The sequence below is a fragment of the Mycobacterium sp. genome, from assembly GCF_049683935.1.
Taxonomy (GTDB): Bacteria; Actinomycetota; Actinomycetes; order Mycobacteriales; family Mycobacteriaceae; genus Mycobacterium.
This window is the reverse complement of the sequence record NZ_JBAUJR010000328.1, coordinates 1-12,466: the sequence shown is the minus strand read 5'-3', so window position 1 is coordinate 12,466 and position 12,466 is coordinate 1. Positions and strand designations below refer to the sequence as shown.

The following is a 12,466-nucleotide window of genomic DNA, read 5'->3' as shown; positions in this document are numbered from 1 at the left end:
GCAACCTCGGATACCTGCGTCACGAGTCGACCGTACGCGTTCAGGGCAAGGCAGTGAACACATTGGTCAATTCTGTCATCTCCGGTGCGGCCGCCGGGTCGGCAACCGGGCCGGGAGCCACCGGGGCGGGGCCCACCACGTGCTGCGCGTCGGAGAGGTGTGGCAGTTCGGTGGGCGCGGCAGCGGGTTCGGTGGCCAGTTCGGGGGCCACCGTGGCGGGTTCGGTGGCCGGTTCGGGCGCGACGGCAACGGGTGCCTGTTCGGGGACGTAAGCCTGCTCGGGGACATAGGGCTGCTCCGGCACGTAGGCCTGCTCGGGGACGTAGGGCTGCTCCGGCACGGCCGGCTCGGGGACGTAAGCCTGTGCCGGCGCGGCGGCCGCTCGCCGGACCGGGGTCGGCGTGGCGACCACTCTGCGCACTGTGTTGGCGGCAGCGTCGGACGGTGCGGGAACCGCCGCCCAACCGGCATCGGCAGATCCGGGTTGCACTGCCGTCGTCGAACCGGGTTCAGCCTGCGGCACCGCACCGGCGGAGAGACAGAGCACCCCCAGGACCGCCGCTGCGGCCACGCCGAGCGCCGTCGACACGATGCGCCGCCGACGGATCCGGCGACGTGGCGGGATCTGCTGCACCACAGGGACGGTGATGGCCTCGCCGATGGGGACGACGGCGCGTGCGGCACCGTATGCCGATGCCGACCGTGGCGCGAGCTCGCAGGCGCGCGGATGGTCCGAGGCTTCCATCGCACGTGCCATCGGCACGGCCTCGACATTTCTGAAGCCCTGGGATGCAAGCCGGGTCCGCAATCGAAGGCCGTCATCGGCGACATCGTCGCTCCACGTCAGACGGACCCGATCGACCTCGAATCCGCAGGCTCTGGCGATGGCGTGGGCGCCGCGGGCGGCCGCGCCGGCGATCTCGGCGTCGTGTTGCAGATCGAATGCGTCGTGGTCGAGAACGGTGCCGTCACCGGCGTCCACCAGAACCCAGGCGACGTCATCGGAGTTCAGCGAAAGTCCCAGCACCGACCGCACGTGCTCCCCTTCCCGCCTCCGAACCGTATGTGAGCGATTTATCGGACACCTCGAGCGCGCTGTTACAGCAACCAGGGGTGGACAACGTCCAGACGAGCCAATAGGCTCCTGATCTAAAGGTTGTCAGAACGACCTTTAGACCTCTGGCCCGAATGCCCGACTGATTCGGCAGGAGCGTAACGCCGGTGCGCGAGGTGCGCGCGCCGCCGAGTGCGACGGCGTCGTCGCCGTTGGCGGTTCTCCTCGTGCGATCCCAGTTATTTCATTGCCTCGCAACGAAATTCAAGCCAGAATGCAACGCAATTGGAGTCCCGTGGTGCATAGTGTGATGGCTCACACCTTCGAACGGAGTCTCATGTCATGAGTAGCGACAGTCGTCCCAGGCACAATCCACGCGGTGTCGAAGAATATCGGGAGTCGGATGCCTACCTGCAGAAGCGCCAGCTGAAATCGGGCTCCGCGGGATGGCTGCTGCTGGCCAGCCTCGGTGTCGGTTACGTCATCTCCGGCGACTACTCGGGCTGGAACTTCGGCCTGGCCGAGGGCGGATTCGGCGGCCTGGCGATCGCCGCGGTCATCATCGCGGGCATGTACCTGGCCCTGGTGCTCGGTATGGCCGAGATGTCGTCCGCGCTCCCCGCAGCCGGGGGCGGCTACACCTTCGCGCGCCGAGCACTCGGCCCTTGGGGCGGCTTCGCGACCGGCACCGCGATCCTGATCGAGTACGCGATCGCCCCCGCCGCCATCGCCACCTTCATCGGTGCCTATGTGGAATCGCTGAACCTGTTCGGCATCACCGACGGGTGGTGGGTCTACCTCGCCGTGTACGCCATCTTCATCGGCATCCACCTGGCCGGCGTGGGTGAGGCGCTCAAGGTGATGTTCGTGATCACCGGTATCGCGCTGGTCGGTCTGATCGTGTTCGCCGTCTCGGCGATCGGTCAATTCGACTCGGCGAATCTCACCGACATCGCCGTAGACGTGGGAGCCACCGGGGCTTCTGAGTGGCTGCCGTTCGGCCTGCTGGGCATCTGGGCGGCGATTCCGTTCGCGATCTGGTTCTTCCTGGCGATCGAGGGCGTTCCGCTCGCTGCCGAGGAGGCGGCCGATCCGGCGCGCAACGTGCCGCGGGGCATCATCGCCGCGATGGGCGTCCTGCTCGTCACCTGCGTGACCGTCCTGGTCCTCACCACCGGCGCCGGCGGAGCCGCCGCGATGTCGGAATCCGGCAACCCCCTCGTCGAAGCACTGGGCGACGGCACGATGGCCAAAGTCGTCAACTACATCGGGCTGGCAGGTCTGATCGCGAGCTTCTTCTCGATCATCTACGCCTACTCGCGCCAGCTGTTCGCGCTGTCGCGGGCCGGCTATCTGCCGAAGGTGCTGTCGGTGACGAACTCCCGTAAGGCACCGACGCTGGCGCTCGTGGTGCCCGGCATCATCGGGTTCGTACTGTCGCTGACCGGCCAGGGCGCCCTGCTGCTGAACATGGCGGTCTTCGGCGCGGCCCTGAGCTACGTGCTGATGATGGTCAGCCACATCGTGCTGCGCAAGCGCGCACCCGAGATGCCTCGGCCCTACCGGACCCCCGGCGGCGTCGTCACCACCGGGTTCGCCCTCGTGATCGCCGTCCTGGCCGTCATCGCGACGTTCCTCGTGGACAGCACCGCCGCGTTCGGTTGTGTGGTCGTGTTCCTGGCGTTCATGGCCTACTTCGGGTTCTACAGCCGGCACCATCTGGTCGCCAACTCCCCCGACGAGGAGTTCGCGGCGCTGTCCGCCGCCGAGGACGAACTGAGGTGACCTACCGTCAGCAGATCTCAGGCCGCACCTATCAGTTCGACGGACTCGTCGAGGTGATGGCCAAGGCCACTCCGCTGCGCTCCGGCGACGAACTCGCCGGTTGCGCGGCGGAGTCGGACGCCGAAAGGGCCGCGGCGGCCTGGGTTCTCGCTGACCTCCCTCTGTCGACCTTCCTCAACGAGCAGGTGGTGCCGTACGAGACCGATGACGTCACCCGGTTGATCATCGACACCCATGACCGCGAGGCGTACTCCCCCGTCTCCCACCTCACGGTCGGCGGGTTCCGCGACTGGCTGCTGCACACCGCGTCGGACCCGCACAGTGCGCAGCAACTCGCTGCCGTCGGCGCGGGACTGACCCCGGAGATGGTGGCGGCGGTGTCGAAGATCATGCGCAACCAGGACCTGATCGCCGTCGCCGCAGCGTGCACGGTCAGCGCGGCGTTCCGGACCTCGATCGGAGTGCCGGGCACCCTGACCACACGTCTGCAGCCCAATCACCCGACCGACGATCCGCGCGGCATCGCCGCTGCCACCCTCGACGGCCTGCTGATGGGCTGCGGGGATGCGGTGATCGGCATCAACCCGGCTACCGACTCGCCACAGGCGACCTCCGATCTGCTGCACCTGCTCGACGACATCAGGCAGCGCTTCGAGATCCCGATGCAGTCGTGTGTGCTCACCCATGTCACCACCACCGTGGAACTCATCGAGCGGGGCGCCCCGGTCGATTTGGTATTCCAGTCCATCGCCGGAACCCAGGGCGCCAACACGAGTTTCGGCATCACGCTGCCGATGCTGGCCGAAGCCAACGAGGCCGGGCGTTCGCTGAAACGCGGCACGGTCGGCGACAACGTGATGTACCTCGAGACCGGGCAGGGTTCGGCCCTGTCGGCGCACGCACATCTGGGTGCCGGGGGTCATCCGGTGGATCAGCAGACCCTGGAGACCCGGGCCTACGCGGTGGCCCGGGCCCTGGACCCGTTGCTGGTCAACACCGTCGTCGGGTTCATCGGTCCCGAGTACCTCTACGACGGTAAGCAGATCGTGCGCGCAGGTCTGGAGGATCACTTCTGCGGCAAGCTGCTCGGTCTGCCGATGGGTGTCGACGTCTGCTACACCAATCATGCCGAGGCCGACCAGGACGACATGGACACGCTGCTGACCCTGCTCGGTGTCGCGGGAGTGGCGTTTGTCATCACGGTGCCCGGCGCCGACGACGTGATGCTCGGCTATCAGAGCCTGTCGTTCCACGACGCGCTGTACGTTCGCAAGGCTCTCGGCCTGAGGCCGGCACCGGAGTTCGAGGCGTGGTTGGCCCGGCTGGGCATGGCCGACAGCGACGGACGGGTCCTGCCGGTCGACCCGGCCGGTTCCCCGCTGCTCGGGTTGGCGGCGGGCTGATGTCCGCGGAGGAGGACCGCTCACCCGCCGAGGACGTGTGGGGACCGCTGCGCCGCACCACGCAGGCGCGCATCGGTTTGGGACGCACCGGCAATTCGCTTCCGTCACACCGGGTCCTGGAGTTCAAGGCCGCCCATTCGGCGGCCCGCGACGCAGTCCACGAGCCGCTGGACATCCACGGACTCAGCGACGCTGTCGAATCCTTGGGCATCGGCGCGCCCGTGCACGTGCACAGCCGCGCATCCAGTCGCGGCGAGTACCTGCGACGGCCCGACCTGGGCCGGGTGCCTGCCGACTGGACCGAACTGCCCGCTCCCGATTCGGGACCGAAAGCCGACATCGCACTCGTGCTGGCCGACGGGCTGTCGCCACGCGCGCTGACCGACCACGCGACGGGATTGCTGGCTGCTTTGATCGCGGAATTCGACGGCCATTACCGCCTGGCTCCGCCGGTGATCGCCACTCAGGCGCGGGTGGCGCTCGGGGATCACATCGGCGCAGCGCTCGACGCCTCGACTCTCGTCGTGATCATCGGCGAACGGCCGGGGTTGTCGGTCGCCGACAGTCTCGGCATCTATCTGACCCATCTGCCGCGCCCGGGGCGCTCCGACGCCGACCGCAACTGCATCTCCAACATCCACCCGCCCGACGGTCTGGGCTACCAGAGCGCGGCGCGGACCACCGCTGCGCTGGTGGCCGGGGCCCGTCGGCTCGGGAGATCCGGCGTCGACCTGAAGGACACCAGCCGCGCGGCGCTGTCCGGCGGGACCGGGCAGGTCACCGCTTAGCGGCCATTGTCATGTCGTGGTGTTGGCCAGCATGTCGATCCGGGCCAGCGCGTCCTCGGCGAGTGCAGCCACGTCGAAACCGCCGGCGGCTCCGCAGGCGGTGATCTCGATCGCCGCGTTGTGTGCGGCGACCAACGTGTTGTCACAGTTCCAGTCGGCAGCACGCAGCGTCCAAACGACGCTGCGCTGCGGGCTTTCGCCCGCATCTCCGACGTCGAAGAGATACGTGCGGTCCTGCATCGTGGTCACGGTCAGCGGTGTGCCGCGGCAGGTGTCGATCGTCCGACGGGCATCGGCGAGGGCTGCGGCGGGGTCGAAATCGAAGCGATACACCGCGACCATCTCCTCGACGAACACCGCACCGTCGTCGGTGGTCCAGTGACCGCCGTCGGTGGCCAGCGGCCGGTGCGCGTCGAGGAACGGCGGGTCCACCTCCTGCGCCAGCCCGCTGCACCGTACGGGTTCGGCGGTGACGAACAGATTGCCGTCCTCACCGAGGACTTCGGGGCTGAGCAGATCGACGACCTGCAATGCCGTGATGGGAGCGGCCAGCGCAGCCGGCGTCGGCGTCGCGTCATCTAGGTGCCGTGTGCAGCCGCCGACCATCGCGACGGCCAGCACCGCCGCGGTGACCGAGAGGCGGCGCACGGCGGGAGTCACCGCCCGAAACCCGCGTCCCGCAGCGCCTGAGCCATCGACCCGCTCGACGACGTCGTCTCCCGGCGACCGGAGTCGTTGGTGCGTTTGGGCTTTCGGCCCTTGCCGGGGGCCTCCCGAGGTGCCGGCGCACGCTTGGGACGCTCGCCGGTCGCCGCCCGCTGTGGCGGCGCGTCGTTCAGGCGCAGGCTCAGCCCGATTCGCTGCCGCTCGACATCGACGTCGAGCACCTTCACCTTCACGACCTGACCGGAGCGCACCACCTCGTGCGGGTCGGAGACGAAACGATCCGCCATCGCCGAGACATGGACCAGACCGTCCTGGTGCACGCCGACGTCGACAAAGGCCCCGAAGGCCGCGACGTTGGTGACCACGCCCTCGAGGACCATGCCCGCCTTGAGGTCCCCGACCTTCTCGACGCCGGAGGCGAACGTCGCGGTCGTGAAAGCCGGGCGCGGATCGCGTCCGGGCTTCTCGAGTTCGGCCAGGATGTCGGTGACGGTCGGGATGCCGAAGCGGTCGTCGGCGAACTCGGCCGGTCGCAGGGACCGCAGCGCCCGCTCGTCACCGATGATCTCGGCGAGGGTGACTCCGGAGCGGTCCAGGATGCGCCGCACCACCGGATAGGCCTCGGGGTGCACACCCGACGCATCGAGCGGATCCTCCCCGTCGCGGATCCGGAGGAACCCGGCACACTGTTCGAAAGCCTTGGGACCCAGCCTCGGAACCTTGAGCAACGCGCGACGATTCTGGAATCGACCGGTCTGGTCTCGGTGCGCGACGATCGCTTCGGCAAGGGTTTCGGTGATGCCCGAGACGCGGGCAAGCAGCGGCACCGAGGCGGTGTTCAGATCCACACCCACGGCATTGACCGCGTCCTCGACCACTGCGCCCAGGCTGCGGGCGAGGATCCCCGGAGTCACGTCGTGCTGGTACTGCCCGACGCCGATCGACTTGGGCTCGATCTTGACCAGCTCGGCCAACGGATCCTGTAGCCGGCGGGCGATCGACACCGCTCCTCGCAGCGTGACGTCGAGTTCAGGCAGTTCGTGTGCCGCGTAGGCGGAGGCGGAGTAGACGGAAGCCCCGGCCTCACTCACCATGGCCTTCGCAGGTGCGGGCGCGCCGGCGCCGCGGATGTCGGCGATGAGTTCGGCTGCTAGGGCATCGGTCTCGCGGGATGCCGTGCCGTTTCCGACCGCGATCAACTCGACCCCGTGCCGGGCGACGAGTGCCGCCAGCGTTGCCTTCGCCGCATCCCATTGCTTCTGCGGCTGGTGCGGGAAGATCGCGCAGGTGTCCACCACCTTGCCGGTGCCGTCGACGACCGCGACCTTGACGCCGGTCCGGAAGCCCGGATCCAGACCGAGGGTGGCACGGTTGCCGGCGGGGGCTGCGAGCAGAAGGTCCTTGAGGTTCTTGGCGAACACCGCCACGGCGTCCTCCTCGGCGCGCAGTCGCAGCCGTACCCGGGCGTCCACCGCCGCGGAGACGGACAGCCTGGTGCGCCACGCAAAACCGACGGTGTTCACGAGCCACGGTGTCGCGGCCGCAGCCGCGGTCATGTTGATGCCGAGGGCTCTGGCGATCATCGCCTGGTACACGTCGTCATCGTCGCTGCCGCCGTCGAGGGTCAGCGCGAGAACCTGTTCCTTTTCGCCGCGCAGCACCGCGAGCACCCGGTGCGACGGCATCGTGGACAGAGATTCGGAGAACTCGAAGTAGTCCCGGAACTTCTGCGCCTTCTGGTCGGCCGCGCTGCCGGTGGCCACCTCGGAGGACTGTCGGGACCGCAACGAGCCCTTCTCCCAGAACCGTTCGCGCAGCGCGCCGACGAGCTCGGCATCCTCGGCGGCCCGTTCGACGATGATGTGTCGGGCGCCCTCCAGCGCCGCGGCGGTGTCGGCGACGGCCTCGCCGAGGAAATCGCCCGCCGCGACCTCCGGAACCGTCGCCGGGTCGGAGAGCAACTGGTCGGCCAGCGGCTCGAGTCCGGCTTCCCGGGCGATCTGCGCTCTGGTCCGCCGCTTCGGCTTGTAGGGCAGGTAGATGTCCTCCACCCGCGCCTTGGTGTCCGCCGCCATCAACGAGCGTCTCAGCTCGTCGGTGAGCTTCCCCTGCTCGGTGATCGAGGCCAGCACGGCGTTGCGCCGGTCGTCGAGCTCGCGCAGATACCCGAGCCGATCCTCGAGCGAACGCAACTGCCCGTCGTCGAGGCTGCCGGTGACCTCTTTGCGATACCTCGCGATGAACGGAACCGTCGCACCCTCGTCGAGTAACCGCACCGCGGCGACGACCTGACCCTCCCCGACAGCGAGTTCCTCAGCGAGACGGGCGTTGACCGATTTCACGGGCAGAACCCTACCGAAGGCCACCGACGACGAGGCGGGCGCGGAGGTCGGACCCGCCTCGTCGTCGCGCAGATGGGTGCCCGGGGATTCAGCGATCCCCGTTGCGGCTCAACGCAGATCGAAGCGGTCGTTGTTCATCACCTTGGCCCAGGCCGTGACAAAATCCGCGACGAACTTGTCCGTGCTGTCGGCCTGTGCGTAGACCTCGGACAGCGCCCGCAGCACCGAGTTGGATCCGAACACCAGATCGTTGGCGGTGGCCGTCCACTTGGTCTGCCCGGTGGCGCGGTCGAAGCCCTCGTAGACGTTCTCCGACGACTTCGACGGCTTCCACTCCGTGCCCATGTCGAGCAGGTTCACGAAGAAGTCGTTGGTCAGCGTGCCCGGCGCGTCGGTGAACACGCCGTGCGTGGAGCCGCCGTGGTTGGCGCCCAGCGCACGCAGGCCGCCGACGAGCACCGTCAACTCCGGTGCGGTGAGGTCCAGCATGTAGGCCTTCTCCACCAGAAGCTGTTCCAACGGTGCCTTCTCGCCGGGCCGGACGAAGTTGCGGAAGCCGTCGGCTCGCGGTTCGAGCACCGCGAACGACTCGGCATCGGTGTCCTCCTGTGAGGTGTCGGTGCGCCCGGGCGCGAAAGGCACCTGGATGTCGTGCCCGGCATCCTTGGCGGCCTTCTCGACCGCCGCTGATCCGGCCAGGACGATCAGGTCGGCCAGAGACACCTTCTTGGCGCCTGCCGATCCGTTGAAGTCCTGCTGGATCTGCTCGAGGACCGGCAACACCTTGGCCAGCTCGGAGGGCTCGTTGGCCTCCCAATCGCGCTGCGGTTCCAGCCGGAGCCGCGCGCCGTTCGCGCCGCCCCGCTTGTCGGTCCCCCGGAAGCTCGACGCTGCCGACCACGCCGTCTTGACCAGTTGGGGTACGGACAGGCCGGCGTCGAGCACTGTGGCCTTCAGCGAGGCGACGTCCTTGTCGTCGATGAGCTCGTGGTCGACGGCGGGAACCGGGTCCTGCCACAGTTGCGGCTCGGGAATCCACGGTCCCAGGTAGCGGCTGACCGGACCCATATCGCGGTGCAGCAGCTTGTACCAGGCCCTGGCGAACGCATCGTTCATCTCTTCGGGGTGGTCGAGCCAACGCCGGGTGATCTCACCGTAGATCGGGTCGACCCGCATCGAGACGTCGGTGACGAGCATCGTCGGCTTGCGTGGCGGGCCGCCGAACGGATCCGGGATCGTCGCCTCCGCGTCCTTCGCCTCGAACTGCCAGGCGCCGGCGGGGCTCTTGGTCAGCTCCCATTCGTTGCCGTAGAGGATCTCGAGGTATCCGTTGCTCCACTGCGTCGGCGTCCCGGTCCAGACGACCTCGAGGCCGCTGGTGATGGTGTCGCCGGCGTTGCCAGAACCGAACGGACACTTCCAGCCGAGCCCCTGCTGCTCGATCGGCGCACCTTCGGGCTCGACACCCACCAGGTCGCCGTCGCCGGCGCCGTGGGTCTTGCCCAGCGTGTGGCCGCCGACGATCAGAGCGGCTGTCTCCTCGTCGTTCATCGCCATCCGACCGAAGGTCTCGCGGATGTCGTGTGCGGCGGCCAGCGGATCCGGTTTACCCTCGGGGCCTTCGGGATTGACGTAGATCAGACCCATGGTGGTGGCGCCGTACGGCTCGGCCAGCTCGCGTTCGCCGGAGTAGCGCTTGTCGGTGCCCAGCCAGGTGTCCTCTTGGCCGAACAGGATCTCCTCGGGCTCATAGATGTCCTCGCGGCCGAACGCGAAGCCGAAGGTCTTGAAGCCCGCGGACTCCAGCGCGGCGTTTCCTGCGTAGGTGATCAGGTCGGCCCAGGAGATCTTGTTGCCGTACTTCTGCTTGATCGGCCACAGCAGCCGGCGGGCCTTGTCCAGGTTCGCATTGTCGGGCCAACTGTTGAGCGGGGCGAAGCGCTGGCTGCCCTGACCGGCGCCGCCGCGGCCGTCGAAAATGCGGTAGGTGCCCGCAGCGTGCCAGCTCATCCGGATGAACAGGCCGGCGTAGCTGCCGTAGTCGGCGGGCCACCAGTCCTGCGACTCGGTCATCAGCGCGAGCATGTCGGACTTGAAAGCCTCGACGTCGAGCTTGGCGAATTCCGCAGGGTAGTCGAAACTCTCCCCGAACGGGTTGCCTTTCGAGGACTGCCGGTGCAGCACCGAGACATCGACCTGCTCAGGCCACCAGTCTTGATTCCTCAGTGGTGCATGCGATTTCGGCTTCGGTGAGTCGATCACCGGGTTTTCGGACTCGCTGTTGCTGGCGGTCTCGCTGTCGGAGTGGGGTGGGCGGGCGTCGGAGGTATCGGATGACACGGTGTTTCCCTTCTTTTCAATTCATCAGGCGGAGTGATCGGGCTGTGATCACGGGTGTGACCGGGATATGTGGGAGGGGGAACAGTCGGAGCACAGCCCCCAGTAGATGACCTCGGCCTCGTCGATCTCGAAGCCGCGATCGTCGGGCGCGGTGAGGCACGGCACTTCACCGACGGCGCCGTCGACGTCGGCGATCAGACCGCAGGACCGGCAGACGATGTGGTGGTGGTTGTCCCCGATGCGGGACTCATAGCGAGCCAGCGAGCCCGCGGGTTGGATCCGGCGGATCAGTCCGGCGGCGGTGAGCGCGTTCAACGCGTCGTAGACGGTTTGGCGGGAAATATCCGGAACACGTTGGCGTGCAGCATCGATGATCACCTCGGTGTCCGCGTGCGCATGCCGTCCCACCGCCTGCATCACCGCGATCCGGGGCTGGGTGACACGCAGTGACGCGGACTTCAGCGCGTGCGCAAAATCCGGGTCATCGGCCATCGCTTGTCATACTGGTCCCTTTTCTGGACGGGATCAAGACTTCTGGCGTGTGGGTTTCCGGCCGCGCCGACGCACCCGCGAAGAACCTCGCGGCGGCCGCAGCGGTGACGAAGCCGGCGAGCGCCGTCCACCCCGAGGGCCCACTCAGCCCGAACTTCGCCATCAGCACCAGCGCGATACCGGCGGTGCAGATCAGCGCCCCTGCGGCGGTGGCGCGGGCGCCGGTGGCCCCGACCGGTGCATCCCACCACGGCAGCGGGCGGTGCTCCAAAGGCGAGAGAGCCTGGAACAGCACTGCCATCACCACGGCGAACACCACGGCCCGCAGCGCCAGCAGGGCCCAGAAGTCGGCGGCGTTCACGTCGTAGGCGTCCAGACCGAGTGCGTGCAGGCTGAATGCGGCGATCGCGATGGCGGGAATGTGCCAGAGGTACAGCGTCATCGCTCCCCCGTTGCCGATCGCGACGACCCGCCAGACGCGGGGGCGTTCGGCCCAGCGCCGGATCGCGCCGGCGAACACCACGAAGGCACACGACATCCACGTGCAGTGCAGCGCCAGCACCAGCGTGGGCGGGGCGGTGTTGGAGAAATGCTCGACCCCGGTGACGACGAGGGAAGTTTCGTAAGGCCCGGCCGCGACGAGGGCGACCTGCGCGGCGAACGCCGCAACCGCGACCGCGAATGCGACCCGGGTGGTGATCAGACGACGCGCGTAGGCCACGCCGATGGCGACGGGGATGAGCCAGACGATCACGAAGTTGGCGATGCCGGCCGCGGGCGTGCCGGCAGCGGCCCGGATCCCGTCCATTGCGGCGGCGGCCAAGAGCAGCGCCGTCAGCATGACAGCGACGGCGCGGCCGGTGGTGATGCGTGTCAGGGCGGGAACGAAGGCCAGCACCACGAGGTAGACGCCGAGGAACCACAGCAGCGCCACGCTCTCGGCACCCAGGTCGGCTGCCGACTCGGCACCCAGCGTGAACCGGACGACCAGCAGGCCCACCGACCACGCTGCGAGATACCAGAACACGGGCCGGCACAGTCGCTGCGCGCGGGCGAACAGCCAGGTCCCCCAGGGCGTCCCGGCGTGGTACCCGTAAGCCCCCGCGGCACCTCCGGCGAGGAAGAACAACGGCATCACCTGCACGATCCAGGTGATCGGAGCGACGGCGGGAACCTCGCCGATCAGGTTGCCGATCCGGACACCGTTGCCGTCGATGGTGGCCAGCAGCAACGCGCAGTGGCCGAACATCACGATCACGAGTGCGGCGAGGCGCACGACGTCGACGGCGCGGTCACGTCCCGGCGGGGTTATAGCCATGCCGCCAGCATGCCCCGTCCCGGGTCGGTACGGATGAGTAGAACTACCACATTCCCCCGGGCCGTTCGGTCAGGGCAGGGCGCCGAAGAGGGTCGACAACACCGGTGGAAGCGGTGGCGGCAGGACGCTCTGGGGAGCACCCGCCAACCGCTGGGCGGGCACCACGGCCGTCTCGGCCGGTATCGCGATCGGCTGGGCCGCCGCCGGCAGAGCCGGAACCGCGATCGGCGGCACGGGTACCGCGGTAGGCGGCACGGCAGCCGGCAGGTGCGGTACCC

The 12,466-nt window shown here is 68.3% G+C and carries 9 protein-coding genes and 1 pseudogene; 3 read left to right on the top strand and 7 right to left on the bottom strand.

The features are described from left to right. Positions 1-40 precede the first annotated feature (40 nt). Positions 41-1,036, bottom strand: coding sequence for a DUF7159 family protein (locus WA965_RS19420; RefSeq protein WP_526447959.1), 996 nt, complete (start codon positions 1,034-1,036; stop codon positions 41-43). A 360-nt stretch (positions 1,037-1,396) separates the two neighbouring features. Between WA965_RS19420 and eat the strand changes: the two genes are divergently transcribed. From eat to eutC, 3 genes are read left to right on the top strand one after another with little or no spacing between them, the layout of a single operon-like run. After that, entirely contained in the window at positions 1,397-2,839 is a 1,443-nt protein-coding gene (gene eat, locus WA965_RS19415; protein WP_526299070.1) for an ethanolamine permease, read from the top strand. Then, the gene (locus WA965_RS19410) at positions 2,836-4,242 is read left to right on the top strand and encodes an ethanolamine ammonia-lyase subunit EutB (protein ID WP_526299068.1); all 1,407 of its coding nucleotides are present in this window, start codon (positions 2,836-2,838) and stop codon (positions 4,240-4,242) included. Before eat ends, WA965_RS19410 begins: the two co-directional genes overlap by 4 nt. After that, on the top strand, positions 4,242-5,030 hold the full coding sequence (eutC, locus tag WA965_RS19405; RefSeq protein ID WP_526299066.1) for an ethanolamine ammonia-lyase subunit EutC: 789 nt from the start codon (positions 4,242-4,244) through the stop codon (positions 5,028-5,030). The genes WA965_RS19410 and eutC overlap by 1 nt, the downstream gene beginning before the upstream one ends. Before the next feature lie 9 nt (positions 5,031-5,039). Here eutC and WA965_RS19400 read toward each other — a convergent pair whose 3' ends face one another. From WA965_RS19400 to WA965_RS19375, 6 genes and pseudogenes are all read right to left on the bottom strand, one after another. Then, a complete protein-coding gene (locus tag WA965_RS19400; RefSeq protein ID WP_526447957.1) occupies positions 5,040-5,690 on the bottom strand; it encodes a sensor domain-containing protein in 651 nt (216 codons plus the stop codon). Beyond that, the gene (locus tag WA965_RS19395) at positions 5,687-8,044 is read right to left on the bottom strand and encodes a Tex family protein (protein WP_526447961.1); all 2,358 of its coding nucleotides are present in this window, start codon (positions 8,042-8,044) and stop codon (positions 5,687-5,689) included. Before WA965_RS19395 ends, WA965_RS19400 begins: the two co-directional genes overlap by 4 nt. 102 nt (positions 8,045-8,146) lie before the next feature. Beyond that, positions 8,147-10,378 carry a catalase/peroxidase HPI gene (gene katG, locus WA965_RS19390; protein ID WP_526296594.1) on the bottom strand — a complete coding sequence of 744 codons (2,232 nt, stop codon included), beginning with the start codon at positions 10,376-10,378 and terminating at the stop codon, positions 8,147-8,149. A 48-nt stretch (positions 10,379-10,426) separates the two neighbouring features. Next, the gene (locus WA965_RS19385) at positions 10,427-10,870 is read right to left on the bottom strand and encodes a Fur family transcriptional regulator (protein ID WP_526296596.1); all 444 of its coding nucleotides are present in this window, start codon (positions 10,868-10,870) and stop codon (positions 10,427-10,429) included. Then, entirely contained in the window at positions 10,860-12,188 is a 1,329-nt protein-coding gene (locus WA965_RS19380) for an acyltransferase family protein (RefSeq protein ID WP_526296598.1), read from the bottom strand. Before WA965_RS19380 ends, WA965_RS19385 begins: the two co-directional genes overlap by 11 nt. Positions 12,189-12,257: 69 nt before the next feature. Beyond that, positions 12,258-12,466: pseudogene (locus WA965_RS19375) on the bottom strand (hypothetical protein); the annotation flags it as partial.

What these genes read in the sequence shown, in the direction of transcription:
- eat (WP_526299070.1), top strand. Translation starts at nt 1,397, where the DNA reads ATGAGTAGCGACAGTCGTCCCAGGCACAATCCACGCGGTGTCGAAGAA.
- WA965_RS19380 (WP_526296598.1), bottom strand. Translation starts at nt 12,188, where the DNA reads ATGGCTATAACCCCGCCGGGACGTGACCGCGCCGTCGACGTCGTGCGC.
- WA965_RS19385 (WP_526296596.1), bottom strand. Translation starts at nt 10,870, where the DNA reads ATGGCCGATGACCCGGATTTTGCGCACGCGCTGAAGTCCGCGTCACTG.
- eutC (WP_526299066.1), top strand. Translation starts at nt 4,242, where the DNA reads ATGTCCGCGGAGGAGGACCGCTCACCCGCCGAGGACGTGTGGGGACCG.